Origin of the sequence: Paenibacillus puerhi (assembly GCF_009846885.1) — a bacterium.
Taxonomy (GTDB): domain Bacteria; phylum Bacillota; class Bacilli; order Paenibacillales; family NBRC-103111; genus Paenibacillus_G; species Paenibacillus_G puerhi.
Genome location: NZ_WUWM01000042.1, coordinates 1 through 18,758, shown reverse-complemented (window position 1 = coordinate 18,758; position 18,758 = coordinate 1). Strand labels below are relative to the sequence as shown.

Genomic DNA, 18,758 nt, shown 5'->3' with positions numbered 1-18,758 from the left:
TAAAGCAGGAATTATAGCAGGTTTTGTCGTATTTTTTAAATTACCATTTTGAGTGGTTGGGGAGAGTGCAGCATGCTTGTAACTTCGTATCAAGTTCGTTCTTTTCAATTGTCGGATTCTGTAGCTGTCACCGAGTTGTTTAAGAATGTATTGTCAGATGCCTGTTATGACGAGACCATGTCCGCGTTTGCCCGTCAGCTTTCCTGGGACAGCGAGCTTATCCTGGTCGCCGAGGAAGAGGATGAGATCGTAGGCGTCATCGTCGGCACGATCGACAAGCAGCAAGCCTATTACTACCGCATAGCGGTTGATCACAGCCACCAGCGCCGCGGTATCGGGCAGGCGTTGATCGAAGCTCTTCGCGGACGTTTTGTCGTACGCAAGGTTCACCGCATTATGGTTACGGTCGACGAACATAATGAAATGGTGCTCCCGGTTTATGAGAAGGCGGGCTATCAAGCGAACGATTTTTCCAGGGCAGCTCACCGTCTGAGTATTGTGAACGGGTAGACGGTGCCGGAAGGCGTCGGCTGGCTGGAGCAGGAACAAGCATAACAGGAGGCGTAAGCGCTCCGCGTTATGCTTTTTTTGTGTATGACTTTCTTTCCTCGCTCTTGAAACCGCCTCCTCATACGTTTATGCTAGTAGACAAGAGATGGAGCAAACGCTTGGGGGCCGTTGAGGCGTACAAGCCTGCAGGGTTGCCTGAGCAGAAGGGTTTGAACCTCATGGAGACCTTCGCAACATATACGATAAAAAGCTTTAAGCATGACGGACATCTGCACCGGATGTGGCTGGAGAACTGGCTGGTACCCGAGGAGCTGCTTCACCCGGCTCATAGAGAGCAGGGTATGCGCGTGCTGATCAACAGCCAGACGAAGATTGTCGAAGCGGACGGCAAGGAATGGATCAGCCGTATTCCGGGGGTGTCTTTTTTTATCCCGGGCGAATGGTTCAATGTGGTGGCATTAATGGAAGAACAAGGTGTCCGTTATTATTGCAATGTCGCTTCTCCCCCGTATGTCAGCGGCCGTGTTATCACGTACATCGATTATGATCTGGATGTTATCCGCCTGCCTGCCGGAGACATTTACGTGGTGGATCAGGAGGAGTACGAACGACATAAGCAAGTGTATCATTATCCGGAAATCGTCGATACCAAGGCCAAGCTTGGGCTTCAGCGCTTGCTGACACGCGTGCGCGGAGGGTTGCCTCCTTTTGGGGACGATCAGGTCAAGCAATATTATCAGGCCTGGCTGAAGCGGGATTCGGAAGGATGAAGGGAAGATGACGAAAGCGCCGGCGGGGCAGACGGGCCCTAAAGGGTTGGGCCGCGAGATCTGGGAATGGTTTAAAATGATGGTCATGGCGACTATCGTTGTCACGCTCGTTCATCAATTTTTGTTTCACGTGTCTGCTGTAAAGGGCGGCTCCATGCAGCCCACGCTTCATGACGGCGAATGGTTGTTTATTAACAAAGCGTTTCGCTATCTGAAGACTCCGGAACGGGGCGATATCATCGTGCTGCGCAGTCCGGACGGAACGAACAGCGGCTCTTCCTTTCTGGTGAAAAGGGTTGTGGCCGTTGCCGGGGATGAAGTCCACGTCAGCCGGGGAAAGCTGTTCGTAAACGGGGAGGAGACCGTAGAACCCTACACCGACTCAGCGATTCAGGACGGGCGCTTCGAGCCTTTGACTGTCGAGGAGGGTTATGTGTTCGTGCTGGGCGATAACCGCAGGCGGTACGCCAGCAACGACAGCCGGAGCTTCGGCACCGTATCGCTCAAGCTGGTTGTAGGGAGAGCCGAATGGATCGTATGGCCGGTCCGGCAATGGAGGAGTTTATAGATGCCAGCGACGCTAATGGACGGAATAGACTGGATGTCGCTCCGGGAAGAGCTGCGCAAGGCTGGACCCGAGCTCGGCGTGGATAAGATTGGATTCGCTAGCGCCGAGCCTTTTGATGAATTGAAAACGATATTGCTCAAGCACCGGGAGAAGGGATACGAGTCCGGCTTCGAGGAAAAGGACATTGAGAAACGGGTAGATCCGGCTTTATCGCTGGAGGCCCCGCGCTCTCTCATCTCGATTGCCGTTGCCTATCCGTCAAAGCTGCAGGCGCCTCCCCGCTCGGAGCCCGGCGCTTATCGGGGCATCCTGTCGAGGTCGGCCTGGGGGCAGGATTATCACGTAGTGCTGCGCAATCGGCTGGAGCGGGTAGAGGCCTGGCTGCGCGAAAGGGTGCCTGGCGTTCGTACCATGAATATGGTCGACACGGGCGCCTTGGTCGATCGGGCTGTAGCGGAGCGCGCAGGCATCGGGTGGAGCGGCAAAAACTGCGCGGTTATTACGCCGGAGTGGGGCTCCTGGGTATACCTCGGAGAGCTGATTACGAATCTTCCCTTTCCTCCCGACGAGCCTATTACCGAGAGCTGCGGCGATTGTACGATTTGTATCGATGCTTGCCCGACCGGCGCGCTTGTTGGGCCCGGGCAGCTGAATGCCCAGCGCTGCGTCTCGTTCGTGACCCAGACGAAGGGAATGATTGAGGACGACGAGATGAAACGGAAGATCGGCAATCGGCTGTACGGCTGCGATACGTGCCAGATCGTGTGCCCGAAGAACAAAGGCATCCATGCGGACCATCATCCGGAGCTGCAGCCTGACCCTGAGCTGGTCAAGCCGCTGCTTAAGCCGCTGCTTACGATGGGCAACCGCGAATTCAGCGAGAGGTTCGGCTCCAGCGCGGCGGCCTGGCGGGGCAGGAAGCCTATCCAGCGCAATGCGATTCTGGCGCTGGGCAGCTTCCGGGATGAGAGCAGCGTCGGGGAGCTGACGCAGCTGCTGCTGGCGGATGTCCGCCCGGAGATTCGCGGTTCGGCAGCCTGGTCGCTCGGCCGCATAGGAACTCCGGAAGCGCTGGAAGCATTGAAGCGGGCCGCAGAGCGCGAGAAAGACGAGTCTGTGCTCCGTGAAATTAACAAGGCTTCGGGGGCTCCGGAGGCGGGGAGGGTATGAGCAGGCGATATGACATATTCGATGCAGTATGACGAGATAGATTCTCCTATAGGTCCTCTTACGCTGGCAGCATTCGGCGGTGCGTTATGCCATATCGATTTCGGCCGGTTTGAAGCGAGGCGAAGCGCGCTGACATCATGGTCGGACCGCTGGTTTGGGTCAGTGAGCTGGGAGCGCGACCCCGCAGCGCTTGGGGAGGCGAAAGACGAGCTGGACGCTTATTTCAGGAACGAGCTGGAGCGGTTCTCGCTGCGACTCGATCTTCGAGGAACCCCGTTCCAGGTGAAGGTGTGGGAAGCGCTCCTTGCCATTCCTTACTCGCAAGTATGCGCCTATAAGGATATTGCTTCCCGGATCGGCTCCCCGAAGGCTGTTCGGGCGGTAGGAGGAGCCAACAACCGGAACCCCGTCCCGATTATCGTTCCCTGCCACCGTGTGATCGGCGCTGCCGGCAGTATGGTCGGCTATGGAGGCGGGCTCGAGATCAAGACGTTTTTGCTGCATCATGAAGGGTATTCGGCTGGAGGGACGAGCTTATGAGATACGTGCATATTGAGAATGTGGAGTCCGGGCAATATTTGGGCCGAACGATTTTCTCCGCCAATGGGTCGGTGCTGCTGTCCGAGGGCGTGCAGCTGACCGTCTTCATGATCACCACTCTGAAGCGCATCGGCGTTACGATGATCTATATCCAGGATAAGCAATTTGAGGATGTGGAAATTCCCGAGGTGCTTTCGGAGGAAACCAAGCGTGTCGTGATGAAGCAAATGAACGATACGTTCGATTCCATCCGCTCGGGCAAGGAATTCAACACGAAGCACCTGTATCAGAGCATAGACAGCCTGCTGGAGGAGGTCATGTCCAACCAGGAGGTGCTCGTGCAGCTGTCCGATATTCGCACCGAGGACAACGATATGTATGTGCATGCGTTGAACGTCTGCATCATCTCAACCTTGATAGGCATCAATATGGGGCTTGCTTCGTCTCAGCTGAGGGAGCTGGCGATCGGGGCGCTGCTGCACGATGTGGGCAAGCTGGAGCTTACCACCGATGATGGATCGGATGATCCGAAGCGTCACCACACCTGGAGAGGCTTCGAGGCGCTGAAGCACAAGCGTGAGCTCAGTCTGCTGATTGCCCACGTGGCCTTCCAGCATCATGAGACGATTGACGGCGAGGGGTGGCCTCGCCGGCTGAGCGGAGAAGAGATTCATCTCTATGCGAAGATCGTGGCCGTAGCCAATACGTATGACAATCTGTTGTTTGATTTGTCCGAAGGACGAAGGATGCTGCCGCATGATGCTTGCGAACGGATCGTAGCGATGGCGGGCAAGAAGCTGGACCACGAAGCGGTCATCCAATTCTTGCGGACCGTATCCGTATATCCGACCGGAACTTCCGTGCGTTTGACTACCCGGGAGACGGGAGTTGTCGTAGGGCAGCACCGCGGGCTGCCGGGAAGACCGGTCGTTCGGATCGTGAAGACCGTAGGCGATGAGCTGGATGTGAAGGAAGTCGATCTGGCCAAGCATACGACCGTGTTTATCGAGAGTGTGCTGATGTAGATGCTCATGCTATTGGAGCGATAAACCGTATTTGTCACCTTACTAGGGACATGTTATGATGGGGAAATGACAACCGACTAATTTTGGGGTGAGAAGATTCATGTGGTATGCGATTACGGCGGTGCTCGCTCTGCTCGTAGGCGGCGTGGCGGGATTTTTTATCGGAGTCGCCTATTTACGCAAGCAGCTGGAGAAGATGCAGAACGATCCTGCGATGATTCAGCAGATGGCCAAGCAGATGGGATACAACCTGGATAAGAAGCAGATGCAGAAGATGCAAACAATGATGAAAAATAAGAAGTTTCGTCCTTAGCCGGCCGTCCGGTCCGGGAAGAGATAGGCGCGGGCCTATGGATCGGAGCCTGCTGCTTACGGCATACGTTGGAAAAGGAGAGAGCCATGCCTGCCAAAGAATATAAAAACAACCGTGTTGTTGAAAATAGGGAACAGATCGAGCATCATGTCCGTGAGATTTTGCGTCTGATCGGCGAGGATGCGGATCGGGAAGGATTGCTTGAAACCCCGGCGCGGGTCACGCGTATGTATGAAGAAATTTTTGCAGGCTATGAAGCCGATATGCGTGATATTCTGGGGGTTGCATTTGACGAAAAGCATGAAGAGCTTGTGATCGTAAAGGATATCGTCTATTACAGCCTTTGTGAGCATCATATGGCACCCTTCTTCGGCAAAGTGCATATTGGCTATGTCCCGAGCGGTAAGATTGCAGGTCTCAGCAAGTTTGCCCGCCTGGTCGAAGCGATAACGCGGAGGCTGCAGGTTCAAGAGCGGGTCACCTCGGAGATCGCGGACATTCTGATGGAGGTGCTGGAGCCTCATGGCTGCATGGTCGTCGTGGAAGGCGAGCATCTATGCATGTGTTCCCGCGGCGTGAAAAAGCCGGGCAGCAAAACCGTCACCTCGGCTGTTCGCGGGCTGTTCCGGAGCGATGCCGCTTCGCGCGCCGAATTTTTGTCGCTGATTAAGGACTGACTGCCGGGCGCGGAGTTCAGCCTGGCCTAATAGAAGTTCAACCCGAAGAAAGAGCCGCTTTCCGCTGCTGTGATCATTCGCACAGAGGGAGGCGGCTCTTTGGCGAGCCGGCATCAAGCGGGAGCTTGGGCAGCTCCCGCTCCGCTCCGGCTGATTAAGCACAGAGCTTTGGAGGAGCGTCCGGCGAGTAAAACTTCCGCTGAGTCTTTTTCCTTGCAAAGGGCATCTTGCGCGCATCGGTTGTCAGTAGGGGGGCCAAGCAAGCGTGCGGGCTGCGGAGAAACGTTCGTTCACATGATCCCAGTTGACGGTATGCCACCAGTCCTCGATATATTTGGCCCGATCGTTCTGATGCTTCAGATAATAGGCGTGCTCCCACACATCCAGCGGAAGCAGCGGAATAACATCCCACTGGGAAAGGTTCTGATGCTTCTCGGCCTGCAAGATCTCCAGTCTGTGGCTGCGAGGGCTCCAGACCAGGATCGCCCAGCCGCCGCCCTCTACCTTGTCGGCCGCAGCGCTAAACTGCTTCCGGAAAGCTTCAAAGCTGCCGAACGACTTGCGAATTTCTTCAGCGATCGGTCCTGTCGCTTTACCCCCGCCCCCAGGCTTCATGACATTCCAGAATATCGTGTGCAGATAATGCCCGGCCCCATGGAAGGCAAGCTCCCGCTCCCAATGCTTGACGAGATCGAAATCTCCGGATTGGCGTGCTTGCTGCAGTTTCTTCTCGGCTTTGTTCAGTCCGTCTACATAGCTCTTATGATGCTTGTCGTGATGGATGCGCATCGTCTCGGCGTCGATATAAGGCTCGAGCGCTTGATAGGCGTAGGGAAGCGGAGGGAGGCGATGCTCGCCGATCGGCACGGCTTTGCCGCCGGTCGCCGTTCCCCCCTGTGCCGGAGGCGCAGGCTGAGCCGAACCGGCCGTGGCTGCTTGCCCGGCCTGCTTGGAAGGGATAGGCGTAGACCAAGTGCCCTCGAGCGTTGCCGTACGTCCGGCTTCCTCCTCGGTAGGAGCCAGGTGAATATGTACTTTGTCCTGCTCAGCCGCAGCTCTGACGAGTGGGGGATCCTCCTGCGAAGGGGATGGCACAGACGCTGTCTCAAATGAGCGGCTGGATTCCTTCATCGGCGGTTGGACGAGACCTTGTCCCTGCTCTTGTACCGCCTGGAGGACGCCCAAGAAATACTCGGACTCGCGAATGATGTGTAGAACGACGGTCTGCACAACCGGATTCGCTTTGATCGGCGCGCTCTGCTTCAGAAGTAGAAATAATTGCTGAATGAACGCCTGCGACTGTACGGTTGAAGCGCGAAGCAGCTCGTGAATTTGAGCGGTCAAATAGGGCGAGGGGGATGAGGGCTGCCTGATCAGCGCTTCGATCCATCGGCCGGCTTCGGCTTCCGTATGCGCAAACACGCCTTCCCATCGCTCGAGCAGCCTCACATAATCCGGCTCCAGATTGGGAACGAGCTCCCGGATCACCACGGTATGCTCCCTCTCCTGCATTTTCCAAAAACGGATTTCCTCCAGTACCCGTAAAGGCAGGAGCGCCCCGTAAACGACCAACATATCAAAAAACCTCCCCGGGTTCGGTAGCTTGATCGGCGCCTCGCGGGTTATGAATAACCGCGCTGGCTAAGCCGGCAATGAAGCTCCAAAACCATTGTATGCGGGGAGGCTTGTGTTTTATGTTCCTGCGATCGACTATCTGGACTTGCCATATTTCAGCGGCTCGACTGGAGAGGTAGACAGCGTGCGAAGGAAGCCGGTCGTCATCTGCAGATACGTTTTTTTATGGGCGCGATAGATTAATTCATGTCCGTCATTCTCAAGCATCCACAGGGCAGACCCCGAGTCGGCTTGCTGGTGGCTGTAGATATCCTGCACCGTGCCATAGGGAGCACGTACATCCTGCTTGCCATGAATGAAGAAGATCGGTATCGAATAAGCCGTTTCCTTGATTGTCTGGTACGGGATCTCATTGAAGCTGACTCCGTTAATAAGCGGGAAAAACATATGAACCAGCGACTGTGAGAATTTCGGAACGTTCGCGACCTGCTTCATATTGTGGTATAGCGTTTCGGGCTCCAGGATAAAGGTGCTGTCCAAAATCATGCCGTCGATCTCCTTGGTCTGCATCGCAGCCTGCAGGGCGGTTCCGGCCCCCATCGAGAAGCCCCAGACGTAGACTCGCTCGGCACCGCGGTCTTTCGCGTATTTGACGGCTCCCAGCAGCTCTTGGGATTCGCGCAGTCCGCCGGTGACGGTCCACTTGGGCTGGACGTATCCATAGTCGAACATGATCACGTTATAGCCCATTTGGTGAGCGGCTTTGGCCAGGTCGTAGATTGGGACCCAGATCTCCTCCCGATTGCCGCCATAGCCATGGGAGAAAACGATAGTTTGCCGCTGGGATGCAGCTCCCGTTATAGCAGATGTCGAAGGGATGAACCACCCGGAGAGCTCGGAGGAGCCGTTCAGGCTGGGAAAAGTAATATCCTCGTAGGCAGCTCCGAAGGAAGCGGCCGGATTGGAGCGGAGCGGATCGATATGAGGGCGCCCCAGCGTCCAGGCGACGTAGGCATGGAAGGCCATACCCAAGCTGAACAGCAGCAGAAGAATGGACATGAAGGCGATAAGCCAGCCTTTGCGGCGACGCAATATAGAAATTCGCTTGGAAGCGATTTCAACCGAACCGGGATGAAGCGGCGCCGAAGCCGGCGTTGGCGTAAAAGAGTTAGTTTCCATGAGGAGCCCTCCATTTTCACTGAGATGTCTAGGGGCGGCGGACGACAGAAGGCTGAACGGCGTGAGGCGGGGCCTCGAACGCTGTCGAACCGTAGGACCGATTATCGGAAGGATCTTCTATTTTTATAGTAAAGCCAGCAGGACGAATCGTCAATGCAGCGCGAAAAATGTAAACAATCTGTAATATGGGTGTAACAGTTACGAAGCGACAAGAAACTTGAGACTGCGGATATAGGAAATTGGCCAAAAATCAGGTATAATAGATTTCAACTGGTGAAACCGATTTTCGGGGAGTGGGAAAAGGATGGAAGATGGCAAATTAACCGTTCGTGCCGTGGAACGAGCCCTGGATATATTGCTCTGCTTCACCCAAGCGGAGGATTTGAGCTTGACGGAGATTGCCTCCCGTGTGGAGCTGCATAAAAGTACGGTGCATCGGCTGCTGGCTTCGCTGGAGGGGAAAGGCTTCGTGATACGCGATCCCGCCTCCGAGCGCTATCGCCTCGGCTTCAGCGTCTGGGAGCTATCCGCCAATCTGACGCATACCGACGACCCGGCGCTGCTGCTGCTGCCGGAGATGGAACGGCTGCGCGACGTGCTCGGTGAGACCGTCAGCCTCTATGTGCGTGACGGCATGGAGCGTGTCCGCGTCCAAGCCGTGCAGAGCAACCAGGCGATCCGCCGGGTTGCTCCCATCGGGGCGCGCTTGCCGCTGTACGTCGGCGCGTCCAGCAAGGTGCTCGTCGCGTTCGCCGAGCACGCGGAGCAGCAAGCGCTGCTGTCGCACGCCTCCTGGCCGGCATCGGCCGGGACTGCGGCTTACCTGCAGCAGCTGCAGGAAGTGCGGGAGCTTGGCTACGCCACAAGCGTGGAAGAACGCGAGCCGGGAGCAGCCGCCGTCTCGGCGCCTATCTTCGACCGCAGCCACAGGCTTGCGGCCGCGCTGGCCCTATCGGGTCCCTCCAACCGGCTGACGGTGGAGAAGATGAAGGAGCATGCGCCGGCGCTGATGGAAGCAGCCCGCCGCATGGGGAAGATGTTGAAATAAACGGGCTAGGCCAGCATGGCAGCCCGGCAGCAGGCGCGCGGTCTACGGACTGCGCGCCTGTTGCATGCTAGCCCCTAATGGGAGAAGAGAATAGCACAAAAAAAGCAGCCAGCGGAGATTTCTCTCCGCTGGCTGCTTGCATGAACCAAAGATTAAGCCATGATTTGACGCAGAACGGTTTGCAGAATACCGCCATTGCGGTAGTAATCCACATCCACGAAGCTGTCGAGGCGGACAAGCGTCTCGAAGCTGAAGGTCGAGCCGTCTTCACGCGTAGCGGTCACGGTTACTTTCTGACCCGGCTGAACGTCGTTGGACAGGCCTGTAATGTCGAAGGTTTCGCGGCCGGTAATACCGAGCGTGCTCCAGCCTTGACCTTCGGCGAATTGCAGCGGCAGCACGCCCATGCCGACCAGGTTGGAACGGTGAATCCGCTCGAAGCTCTCGGCGATTACGGCTTTGACGCCGAGCAGGAACGTTCCTTTAGCTGCCCAGTCACGGGAGGAGCCTGTGCCGTATTCTTTGCCTGCGATAACGACAAGATTCGTGCCTTGCTCCTGATACTTCATGGAAGCATCATAGATGGACATGACTTCGTCGGTCGGCAGGTAAGTCGTCACGCCGCCCTCGGTGCCTGGAGCCACCTGGTTGCGAATCCGGATGTTGGCAAACGTACCGCGCATCATCACGTCATGGTTACCGCGACGGGAGCCGTAGGAGTTGAAGTCTTCCTTCTTCACGCCATGCTCGATCAGGAAGCGGCCTGCCGGGCTGTCCGGCTTGATGTTACCTGCAGGCGAGATGTGGTCCGTTGTCACGGAGTCTCCCATCAGAGCCAGCGTTTTGGCGCCGCGGATATCGGCGATGTCGTTCAGATCCGGCGAGAGATTGGAGAAGAACGGCGGGTTCGCGATATACGTGGACTTATCGTCCCAAGCATACAGGTCGCCTTCCGGTACTTCGATCGCATTGAAGCGCGGGTTGGAACGGAATACATCCGCATACTTCTCGCGGTACAGGTCAGGGCTCATAGCTACGCCCATCGCATCCTGAATCTCTTGAGCAGTCGGCCAGATATCCTTGAGATACACCGGCTCGTTCTTATGATCGTAGCCGATCGGATCGTTCACCAGGTCGATATTAACCGTGCCTGCGAGCGCATAAGCGACAACAAGCGGCGGCGATGCCAGATAGTTGGCTTTGACTTGAGCATGAACGCGGCCCTCGAAGTTCCGGTTACCGGACAAGACGGCAGCAACGGTCATATCGTTGTCGGCGATCGCTTTGCTTACTTCGTCCGGCAGCGGACCCGAGTTCCCGATGCAGGTTGCGCAGCCATAGCCCGCTACGTGGAAGCCCAGCGCTTCGAGCGGCTCGATCAGACCTGCTTTTCTCAGGTAATCGGTAACGACCAGGGAGCCTGGAGTCAAGCTGCTCTTCACATAACCCGGCTTGCGAAGGCCCAGGGCGACTGCTTTCTTGGCCACGAGGCCGGCGCCGAGCATAACGCTTGGGTTCGAAGTATTGGTACAGGAAGTGATAGCCGCGATGACGACTGCGCCCGTACCCATTTTGCTGACTTCGCCATTGGCGTGAGGAACATCCACAACCTGAGCGATTTTGTCATCGGACAGTCCGTATCCGCCTTTGTCGACCGGCGTGCGGATGATGCTGTTGAACGATTCCTTCATATTAGTCAGCTCAACGCGGTCCTGCGGACGCTTTGGACCTGCAAGGCTAGGTACGACGGAAGCCAGGTCAAGCTCGATAATATCGCTGAATACAGGATCTGGCGTAGCATCCGTCCGGAACATGCCTTGGGCTTTATAATAAGCTTCAACCAGGGCGATCTGCTCTTCGCTGCGTCCTGTGCCGCGCAGATAGTTCAGAGCTTCGGCATCGACAGGGAAGAAGCCGATCGTTGCGCCGTATTCCGGAGCCATATTCGCTACCGTTGCACGGTCAGCCAGGCTGATGTTGGAAAGTCCGGAGCCATAGAACTCCACGAATTTGCCGACAACGCCTTTTTTACGAAGCATTTGTGTAACCGTAAGAGCCAGGTCAGTCGCTGTAGCGCCTTCGTTCAGCGTACCTGTCAGCTTAAAGCCGATAACCTCAGGTGTGACAAAATACAGCGGTTGTCCAAGCATGCCGGCTTCCGCCTCGATGCCGCCCACGCCCCAGCCGACGATGCCCAGACCGTTGATCATCGTAGTATGCGAGTCGGTCCCTACCAGGGAATCCGGATATACGAAGGTTTCGCCGTCGACCGTTTTGGTGGCTGCTACGGAAGCAAGATACTCCAGGTTTACCTGGTGGACGATACCGGTATCGGGCGGTACGGCACGGAAGTTGTCGAATGCCGTTTGCGCCCAGCGCAAAAAGCGGTACCGTTCTTCGTTACGCTCGAACTCGAGCTTTTCATTGAATTCCAAGGCGTCCTTGGAGCCGAATGCGTCGACCATAACGGAGTGGTCGATAACCAGGTCAACCGGTACAAGAGGGTTGATCCGCTTTGGATCTCCGCCTGCCTGCTTCATCGTATCTCTCATCGCCGCCAAATCGACGACTACAGGTACGCCTGTGAAGTCCTGAAGCACGATACGTGCCGGAATGAAAGGAATTTCTTTGTTGGCGTCGCGCTCGACGGCCCAGTTGGCGATTTGCTTAACATGCTCGGAAGTGATGGCTTTTCCGTCGAACTGGCGGATAGCCGCCTCCAGAAGTACTTTAATGGAGAAAGGCAGGTTTTCGATCGTTCCCTCACCCTGCTTTTCAAATGCCGGCAAGCTATAGTAATTGTAGGTTTGACTGCCTACGACGAGCTGCTGGCGGACCGAGTATTGGTCTTTGGCTGACATGGAAGCATTCCTCCTTGAATCGTATTGAGTGCTCGAGTGTTCATGTTTCATACTGTGAAACTCGATTTCAAAAAATGCCTTACTATTAGTATACATGCTGCGGCCCTACTTCGTAAAGGCTGATTTGAATCATTTTTGTCCTGCGCGGGGCATACGTATGGGAATGAATGCTTTCCAAGCTAGATTAAGGCTTCTTTAGCAAGTAAATGGCCAAGCAACCGTTAGCCGACGAAAGGGGATTGGCAGCCATGTCTTGGAAATTGACCCTGTACGACTACATCCACCATCGCAATCTGATGGATATCGATTACACCGTCGAGCCTTTGCTGCCGCTGGTGCAGGATGGCGCATTTCTTCAGCGGCAGGCAAGGGTGCTGGCACGTCGCCAAGATACGGATCGGGAGCGGAGACTCATTCCTGTAAAAAGCGAGACCCGTCTTGTTATCGACCGGGTTGACGGGCAGCCGGGACGGACGATTGTCGACGTGACGCTCAAGCGCAAAACCAACAGCCGTATCCGCGAGAACGAGCAGGAAGAAAGGCGGATTGAGCGGGAGCGGATTACGCTGCACGAGGGGCTTGACGGCTGGTCGATTATCGGCGTCGAGATGCTGCAAACCGAACGCTCCCTGCGTCTTAAGCCTTCCCCACCTGGAGGCCTGCTGGAAGTGGATGACCGGCCCTATGCCGAAGAGACGGTGAGAACCATGTCGGTGCCGTTCCTCAACCGGACGATGGTGCGCGAATTGGACTTCGCCGCACGTGCCGTTTATGACCGTCATAAAGCAGCCGCTTATGCCGATCTGTGGTGGGATAAAGGCAATCCAGACTATCTCACCTTCGAGGTCGATTGCACCAATTATGTGTCTCAGTGCCTCTTTGCAGGGGGAGCGCCGATGAATTATACTGGTAAAAGGGATTCGGGCTGGTGGTATAAAGGCAGACTTGGCGGCCGCGAGCATTGGAGCTTCAGTTGGGCGGTAGCGCACAGCCTGCCGTCATATTTGCTCACTAGCCGCGCCGGCGCCCGGGGGCGCGAGGCTTCTTCGGCGCAGGAGCTCGACCTCGGAGACGTCATCAGCTACGACTGGGACGGAAGCGGGCGTTTCCAGCATTCGACGATTGTGACGGCCAAGGATCCCGACGGCATGCCTCTGGTCAACGCTCATACGGTAAGCAGCAGACATCGCTACTGGAGCTATACGGATTCCTATGCTTGGACAGACAAGACACGCTACCGGTTTATCAGGATCGCTGACCAAGTATAATCTTCGAATTGTCTTATCTAGCGTTCGCCTTTCTTCGAGCGCCCATGCATTCCTTTTGTATGCAACTGACATCATTTCCTTATTACTGATACGATCCGGAGGTTCATAATGAGCGACAAAATTCGCGTAGGCTTGATCTATGGAGGCAAATCCGGCGAGCATGAGGTTTCCTTGCAAACTGCTCTGGCCGTTATTAAGGCATTTGACTTGACTAAATACGAGGTGACTCCTTTTTACATAACTAAAGAAGGGCAATGGCGCTCGGGCGCCGCGCTTGAGGGACCGGCAGAGTCCGTTCAAGCTCTCCAGCTGAATAGATCTACGGATGAAGAGATTTCGGCGGGAACGGCGCTTCAGCCGATCTTCGGTTCCCTGGCAGCCTCGGCTACCACTGATGCGGCGCGTCCTGTGGGAAGCAACGCTCCCTTCGACGTCGTCCTCCCTCTGCTGCATGGGACCTTTGGCGAGGACGGGACGATTCAAGGCCTGCTGGAAATGGCCAATGTCGCTTATGTAGGGGCAGGTGTGCTGGCGTCATCCGTTGGCATGGATAAAGTCATGATGAAGCGCGTTTTTGCCCAGGACGGCTTGCCGCAATGCGTGTTCAGGCATTTTACAAGAACCCAGTGGGAGAAGGATAATGCCTTCTTTCTTATGGAAGTAGAAGTATCGATCGGCTACCCCTGCTTCGTCAAGCCGGCGAACCTGGGCTCCAGCGTGGGCGTCAGCAAGGCCGTTAACCGGGAAGAGCTGATCGACGCGGTCAATGAAGCCTTCCGCTATGACCGGAAAGTCATCGTCGAGGAATTCGTTCATGCGCGCGAGCTGGAAGTAGCGGTGCTGGGCAATGACGAGCCGCAGGCATCCGTAGTCGGAGAAATCGTATCCTCAGGCGACTTCTATGACTACAAGGCCAAATACATCGACGGCAAATCGTCCATGATCATCCCGGCCGATATTCCGGCAGAAACGGCCGAGCAGCTTCGTGAGCTTGCTATCCGGGCTTTCCTGGCGATCGACGGCTCGGGGTTGTCCCGGGTCGACTTCTTCCTGCGCAAGGAGGATGGCGCCGTATTTATTAATGAGATTAATACGATGCCTGGCTTTACCCCTTTCAGCATGTACCCGCTGCTCTGGCAGGAATCCGGCAAGCCTTACCGAGAGCTGCTGGACGATCTGATCCAGCTTGCGATCAAGCGCCATAGCGAGAAGCAGCGTCTTCAATATACATTTGATTTGGAATAAGCATCGTGACGGACGACGCTTGCTTTTGGCTTGCGCCATCCGGTATGCTTAGGCAAAAAAGAACAGGCGAAGGGAGCGGGCTTATGGGATTTAATACCGAGTTTAATTCCGTATGTAAGTTTAAATCTGAGCAGGAGCTGTACGAACTGTTGGAGTACGGACGGGGGAAAATGGTCAAAAACGGCTTCCGCGTATTTCCGACCGGTCAAAAGGTGATTGCTTTCTCGCCTGACAATCAGGCCATCGCTATCGTCAAGATCATCGCTTCGATCGCCGAAATCAACTTTCAAGGCGAGGAAGTGACGCAGGTCGAGATGGAGCTGGTGCGCAAGCTTACCGAGGAGGAAGCGCGCGTACAGACGGCTCTGGCGGATGAGTTGTTTTTTGGCGAGGCTGGCCGTACCTGATTCATCGCTTGTGCATGCCTACTCGAGCATCCCGCACCGCTGTTTAGCGGTCGGGATGTTTTTTGTTGTCGGTATCCCGGCATACTCACGCCAGTTTGGGCAAGCTAAGTCTAACCACTCACGAGTATGAGGAGCGTGAAGCCATGCTGGTTCGACTTGGATATGTTGCCATGTCGGTTCTCGTCAAAAACGCCTCTCCGTCCAAAACGATGACCTTTTCCAGCTTCTCGAAGCTTAAGGATCGTGAAGCTGCGCTGCGCAAGCTGGAACGCCTGGCTCAGGAGAACCTGGCGAACACCCTTCGGCTGCTCAAGCATAATCGCGCTCATGATATCCAGCTGTATCGCTGCTCCTCGAGGCTGATCCCGCTGATCGGCCACGGAGAGCTCGGCAGCTGGGATCCGATCGATCGTCTGTCGGAAGGATTTGCAGACATCGGCGCTTACGCGCGAAAGCATGGGATGAGACTGAGCTTTCATCCGGATCATTACACGGTGCTGAGCACATTGCGTCCAGAGGTGCTGGAGCATTCCGTCGCTGACCTGGAGCGGCATGTTCGGATGCTGGAAGCGATGGGACTCGATGCTTCGGCCAAGTGCAACATTCATGTCGGCGGTACCTATGGCAATAAAGAGACGGCGAGCGAACGCTTTATCCGTAACTTCAACGCTCTCCCTTTGAGCATTCGGGAGCGGGTGACGTTAGAGAATGACGACAAAACCTTCAATGCCCTGGAGACGCTGGCCCTTGCCGAGCAAGTTGGAGTCCCGATGGTGCTCGATATCCATCACGACCAGGTTAACCCGAGCGGGCTTCCCTGCACAGAGCTATGGCCCCGGATCCTTCACACCTGGAAGGGACAGCTTGAGCAGGAGGAGCAAGGCGCGGATAAGCGGGCGCCTCTGCCGCCCAAGATCCACGTATCGAGTCCGAAGAGCGAGAAAGATCCGCGCGGGCATGCCGACTATGTCGATCCACAGACTCTGTTTGGGTTTTTGCGGGCTGTGGCCTTGGAAACCCCTCGGCTCGATGTCATGCTGGAAGCCAAAAGGAAGGATGATTCGCTATTGCAGCTAATGATAGCGGCGCGGGATGAGCCCGACATCACCATTCGCACGCAAGCTTCATTCGAGCTGGGATAACGTCCTATCCGACAAAAAAGGGCTCTTGAATTCTTGTTCGAAATCAAGTACCTTGAGAGGGAAGAACATGAACGAGCTCTATTTTTTGCCAGGAGAGGGGAACGCCAATTATGAATTTGGTTGCTGGAAAAAATATCGTCGTTATGGGAGTAGCGAATGACCGGAGTATTGCCTGGGCCATCGCCCAATCGTTAGCTGCTCAAGGCGCAAAGCTTGTATTTACGTATGAGAACGAACGGGTGGAGGAGCGTGTACGCAAGCTCGCGGGTACGATTCCGAATTCATCCATTTTGCCCTGCAACGTTACGGTCGACGAGGATATCGAACGGCTGGCCGACTCGCTTCGCGAGCAGTTTGGCGTCTTGCACGGCATTGTGCACAGCATTGCATTCGCCAAGACCGAAGAACTGGAAGGGCTGTTCGTCGATACGTCGCGCGACGGCTTTACCCTGGCGCATGATATCAGCGCTTACTCACTGGTGGCTGTGGCCCAGCGGCTGTATCCGTTGATGACGGAGGGCGGCAGTATCATGACGATGACTTATCTTGGCGCTGAGCGCGCGATGAAGAATTACAATGTCATGGGCGTTGCGAAGGCTGCGCTGGAGGCGAGCGTCCGTTACCTCGCGAACGACCTGGGCCAATTTAACGTCCGTGTCAACGCGATATCCGCGGGTCCGATCCGGACGCTGGCGGCCAAAGGCATTAAGGATTTCAACTCCATTTTGCGCACGGTTGAGGAAAAGGCACCTCTTCGCCGCACGACTGAAGTCGCCGAGGTTGGAGATACCGCTCTGTTCCTGATGAGCCACCTGTCTCGTGGAATTACCGGCGAAGTGATCTATGTCGATAATGGTTATCATATTGTAGGCGTATAATAGGAGAAGCCAGGCCAGTCATCTGTCGAGTAAGAGCGGGTGACTGGCCTTCTTTACGGGTATTTCCCTCTCGAGTGAAACATCTGCGGGTTTGAAGCGTATAACGAATAAGAACGATTGTAGAAGGAATGATAACGGAATGACTAATCAGGATGCCGTTTTTACCGTTGGCAGCAAAAGCTTTACGGCCGTAGCGATTAATACCGCTTCCAAAACAGGAGAGTGGATTCAAAGCAAGCTTGGCGATTTCAACTCCTTACATACAAAGTATTCCCCGCATGATTTGGTAACCGAGGTAGACAAGGGCGCGGAGCTCATGATCCGCAAGCTGATCCATACCCATTTCCCCACTCATGCCATACTGGGTGAGGAAGGCGTGGAGCCTGGCCCGGAAGCCTCAGCGGCGGCTTTGTCGGAAGTCAGCGATGCCGAGTATTTGTGGATAGTAGATCCGCTCGACGGAACGACGAACTTTGTGCATGGATTTCCGTTCTTTTCCGTGTCTATTGCGCTTGCCCACCGCGGAGAGGTCATTGTCGGGGTAGTGTACAATCCGGTCCACAACGAGCTGTTCGTAGCCGAGAAGGGCAAAGGAGCATACCTACGTGGGAAACGGATGCATGTATCGGCCGAGGAGCGGCTGGCTGACAGTCTGATCGCTACCGGCTTTCCGGCAGAGAGGGAATTTGCGCTTGCGGAGAATATGAAGGGCGTACAGGCGCTCAGTCCACAGGTTCGAAATATTCGGGTGGCAGGCTCCGCTGCCCTGCATCTTGCTTACGTGGCCGCGGGTCGCCTAAGCGGTTTTTGGGAAATCGGCCTGAATGCTTGGGATATTGCCGCGGGGGCTTTGCTTGTGCAGGAGTCCGGGGGACAGGTCACGGATACCTCCGGCCGTCCTTATCAGCTGGGCGTTCGCCATGTCATGGCGACGAATGGAGCGATCCATGAAAGCTTCCTGCAAGGGCTGGAACAAGCAGGTGCGACAGGAGCCAGGAGCCAGCCGGGAGAATAGGTGAAATCGGCGTTTCTTTTCTTAAGTGAACGATTCTATTTTGACGACCGCTCTCATGTGGTCGTTTTTTTGTTGAGGAGGGCCATGACACCATGAAAGGTTGATCCTCACTCGCGTTCAGTTTGTGACAAACCCTGCTTATTGGTTTCTTTCTTGTTAAGCAGGGTCACCGGAATACACCGCCAGCATCCTAAAAATGGTGATTGCATTTATATGCGAGTCATGATATATTTTTCTTCCGGCCCAAAAGGCGGAACAAACGAACCCAAGCAAATAGCAAGTTGAAGGTTAAACAATTTTTAAAAAAATAACTTGCATTAACCTTGGGAAGTGTGTTATATTATAAAGGTCGCTTTCGACGGATGACGTAAAAAGAAGTCGGAAAAAGCGCAGAGAAAATTCAATTGTCCTTTGAAAACTGAACAACGAGTGAGTGTTAAATAGAGAATGAAAATTCTCGCTAGCAGTAACTTTTGAGCAAGTCGAACAAACCTTGTAGTCATTTCGGCCTTCGGACCGAAAAGACTACCTTAATGGAGAGTTTGATCCTGGCTCAGGACGAACGCT

18 protein-coding genes are annotated in these 18,758 nt (G+C 55.3%); 15 read left to right on the top strand and 3 right to left on the bottom strand.

The features are described 5' to 3' along the window. Window positions 1-72: 72 nt before the first annotated feature. From GSF01_RS26485 to folE, 8 genes are all read left to right on the top strand, one after another. Complete coding sequence (locus GSF01_RS26485) at window positions 73-510, top strand: GNAT family N-acetyltransferase (protein WP_159888276.1); 438 nt, start codon at window positions 73-75, stop codon at window positions 508-510. 218 nt (window positions 511-728) lie between these two features. Beyond that, window positions 729-1,280 carry a DUF402 domain-containing protein gene (locus GSF01_RS26480; protein ID WP_159888275.1) on the top strand — a complete coding sequence of 184 codons (552 nt, stop codon included), beginning with the start codon at window positions 729-731 and terminating at the stop codon, window positions 1,278-1,280. A 7-nt stretch (window positions 1,281-1,287) separates the two neighbouring features. After that, complete coding sequence (gene lepB / locus GSF01_RS26475) at window positions 1,288-1,848, top strand: signal peptidase I (RefSeq protein WP_159888274.1); 561 nt, start codon at window positions 1,288-1,290, stop codon at window positions 1,846-1,848. Continuing rightward, entirely contained in the window at window positions 1,849-3,018 is a 1,170-nt protein-coding gene (queG, locus tag GSF01_RS26470; protein WP_159888273.1) for a tRNA epoxyqueuosine(34) reductase QueG, read from the top strand. It begins immediately after the preceding gene. Window positions 3,019-3,027: 9 nt separating this feature from the next. Next, window positions 3,028-3,558, top strand: a complete 531-nt coding sequence (locus GSF01_RS29910) for a methylated-DNA--[protein]-cysteine S-methyltransferase (protein ID WP_159888272.1) — start codon at window positions 3,028-3,030, stop codon at window positions 3,556-3,558. Continuing rightward, complete coding sequence (locus GSF01_RS26460) at window positions 3,555-4,583, top strand: HD-GYP domain-containing protein (RefSeq protein WP_159888271.1); 1,029 nt, start codon at window positions 3,555-3,557, stop codon at window positions 4,581-4,583. Before GSF01_RS29910 ends, GSF01_RS26460 begins: the two co-directional genes overlap by 4 nt. A gap of 100 nt (window positions 4,584-4,683) precedes the next feature. Next, window positions 4,684-4,896 carry a YneF family protein gene (locus GSF01_RS26455; protein WP_159888270.1) on the top strand — a complete coding sequence of 71 codons (213 nt, stop codon included), beginning with the start codon at window positions 4,684-4,686 and terminating at the stop codon, window positions 4,894-4,896. Between the two features lie 86 nt (window positions 4,897-4,982). Further along, a complete protein-coding gene (gene folE, locus GSF01_RS26450) occupies window positions 4,983-5,573 on the top strand; it encodes a GTP cyclohydrolase I FolE (RefSeq protein ID WP_159888269.1) in 591 nt (196 codons plus the stop codon). A 243-nt stretch (window positions 5,574-5,816) separates the two neighbouring features. On the opposite strand, the gene GSF01_RS26445 is transcribed toward folE, so the two are convergent. Then, a complete protein-coding gene (locus GSF01_RS26445; RefSeq protein ID WP_159888268.1) occupies window positions 5,817-7,148 on the bottom strand; it encodes a Fe-Mn family superoxide dismutase in 1,332 nt (443 codons plus the stop codon). 135 nt (window positions 7,149-7,283) lie between these two features. Continuing rightward, complete coding sequence (locus tag GSF01_RS26440; RefSeq protein WP_159888267.1) at window positions 7,284-8,327, bottom strand: alpha/beta hydrolase; 1,044 nt, start codon at window positions 8,325-8,327, stop codon at window positions 7,284-7,286. A 304-nt stretch (window positions 8,328-8,631) separates the two neighbouring features. On the opposite strand from GSF01_RS26440, the gene GSF01_RS26435 reads away from it, so the two are divergent. Then, window positions 8,632-9,375 carry an IclR family transcriptional regulator gene (locus GSF01_RS26435; protein WP_159888266.1) on the top strand — a complete coding sequence of 248 codons (744 nt, stop codon included), beginning with the start codon at window positions 8,632-8,634 and terminating at the stop codon, window positions 9,373-9,375. A gap of 152 nt (window positions 9,376-9,527) precedes the next feature. Here the strand turns inward: GSF01_RS26435 and acnA are convergent, their stop codons facing one another. Next, entirely contained in the window at window positions 9,528-12,236 is a 2,709-nt protein-coding gene (acnA, locus tag GSF01_RS26430) for an aconitate hydratase AcnA (RefSeq protein WP_159888265.1), read from the bottom strand. Between the two features lie 248 nt (window positions 12,237-12,484). Here acnA and GSF01_RS26425 point away from each other — a divergent pair, with 248 nt between their 5' ends. The 6 genes from GSF01_RS26425 to GSF01_RS26400 all read left to right on the top strand — a co-directional run bounded on the left by GSF01_RS26425 (window position 12,485) and on the right by GSF01_RS26400 (window position 18,191). Next, the gene (locus GSF01_RS26425; protein ID WP_159888264.1) at window positions 12,485-13,504 is read left to right on the top strand and encodes an amidase domain-containing protein; all 1,020 of its coding nucleotides are present in this window, start codon (window positions 12,485-12,487) and stop codon (window positions 13,502-13,504) included. 108 nt (window positions 13,505-13,612) lie between these two features. Beyond that, on the top strand, window positions 13,613-14,749 hold the full coding sequence (locus GSF01_RS26420) for a D-alanine--D-alanine ligase (protein ID WP_159888263.1): 1,137 nt from the start codon (window positions 13,613-13,615) through the stop codon (window positions 14,747-14,749). Window positions 14,750-14,832: 83 nt separating this feature from the next. Next, window positions 14,833-15,156, top strand: coding sequence for a hypothetical protein (locus GSF01_RS26415; protein ID WP_159888262.1), 324 nt, complete (start codon window positions 14,833-14,835; stop codon window positions 15,154-15,156). A gap of 143 nt (window positions 15,157-15,299) precedes the next feature. After that, the gene (gene uvsE, locus GSF01_RS26410) at window positions 15,300-16,298 is read left to right on the top strand and encodes a UV DNA damage repair endonuclease UvsE (protein ID WP_159888261.1); all 999 of its coding nucleotides are present in this window, start codon (window positions 15,300-15,302) and stop codon (window positions 16,296-16,298) included. A gap of 110 nt (window positions 16,299-16,408) precedes the next feature. Beyond that, complete coding sequence (fabI, locus tag GSF01_RS26405; RefSeq protein ID WP_201305491.1) at window positions 16,409-17,176, top strand: enoyl-ACP reductase FabI; 768 nt, start codon at window positions 16,409-16,411, stop codon at window positions 17,174-17,176. 139 nt (window positions 17,177-17,315) lie between these two features. Next, window positions 17,316-18,191, top strand: a complete 876-nt coding sequence (locus GSF01_RS26400) for an inositol monophosphatase family protein (protein WP_159888260.1) — start codon at window positions 17,316-17,318, stop codon at window positions 18,189-18,191. Window positions 18,192-18,758 lie beyond the last annotated feature (567 nt).

What these genes read in the sequence shown, in the direction of transcription:
- GSF01_RS26485 (WP_159888276.1), top strand. Translation starts at nt 73, where the DNA reads ATGCTTGTAACTTCGTATCAAGTTCGTTCTTTTCAATTGTCGGATTCT.
- GSF01_RS29910 (WP_159888272.1), top strand. Translation starts at nt 3,028, where the DNA reads ATGACATATTCGATGCAGTATGACGAGATAGATTCTCCTATAGGTCCT.
- GSF01_RS26400 (WP_159888260.1), top strand. Translation starts at nt 17,316, where the DNA reads ATGACTAATCAGGATGCCGTTTTTACCGTTGGCAGCAAAAGCTTTACG.
- lepB (WP_159888274.1), top strand. Translation starts at nt 1,288, where the DNA reads ATGACGAAAGCGCCGGCGGGGCAGACGGGCCCTAAAGGGTTGGGCCGC.
- GSF01_RS26435 (WP_159888266.1), top strand. Translation starts at nt 8,632, where the DNA reads ATGGAAGATGGCAAATTAACCGTTCGTGCCGTGGAACGAGCCCTGGAT.
- GSF01_RS26445 (WP_159888268.1), bottom strand. Translation starts at nt 7,148, where the DNA reads ATGTTGGTCGTTTACGGGGCGCTCCTGCCTTTACGGGTACTGGAGGAA.
- acnA (WP_159888265.1), bottom strand. Translation starts at nt 12,236, where the DNA reads ATGTCAGCCAAAGACCAATACTCGGTCCGCCAGCAGCTCGTCGTAGGC.
- fabI (WP_201305491.1), top strand. Translation starts at nt 16,409, where the DNA reads ATGAATTTGGTTGCTGGAAAAAATATCGTCGTTATGGGAGTAGCGAAT.
- GSF01_RS26460 (WP_159888271.1), top strand. Translation starts at nt 3,555, where the DNA reads ATGAGATACGTGCATATTGAGAATGTGGAGTCCGGGCAATATTTGGGC.
- folE (WP_159888269.1), top strand. Translation starts at nt 4,983, where the DNA reads ATGCCTGCCAAAGAATATAAAAACAACCGTGTTGTTGAAAATAGGGAA.
- GSF01_RS26440 (WP_159888267.1), bottom strand. Translation starts at nt 8,327, where the DNA reads ATGGAAACTAACTCTTTTACGCCAACGCCGGCTTCGGCGCCGCTTCAT.
- GSF01_RS26415 (WP_159888262.1), top strand. Translation starts at nt 14,833, where the DNA reads ATGGGATTTAATACCGAGTTTAATTCCGTATGTAAGTTTAAATCTGAG.
- GSF01_RS26480 (WP_159888275.1), top strand. Translation starts at nt 729, where the DNA reads ATGGAGACCTTCGCAACATATACGATAAAAAGCTTTAAGCATGACGGA.
- queG (WP_159888273.1), top strand. Translation starts at nt 1,849, where the DNA reads ATGCCAGCGACGCTAATGGACGGAATAGACTGGATGTCGCTCCGGGAA.
- GSF01_RS26420 (WP_159888263.1), top strand. Translation starts at nt 13,613, where the DNA reads ATGAGCGACAAAATTCGCGTAGGCTTGATCTATGGAGGCAAATCCGGC.
- uvsE (WP_159888261.1), top strand. Translation starts at nt 15,300, where the DNA reads ATGCTGGTTCGACTTGGATATGTTGCCATGTCGGTTCTCGTCAAAAAC.
- GSF01_RS26425 (WP_159888264.1), top strand. Translation starts at nt 12,485, where the DNA reads ATGTCTTGGAAATTGACCCTGTACGACTACATCCACCATCGCAATCTG.
- GSF01_RS26455 (WP_159888270.1), top strand. Translation starts at nt 4,684, where the DNA reads ATGTGGTATGCGATTACGGCGGTGCTCGCTCTGCTCGTAGGCGGCGTG.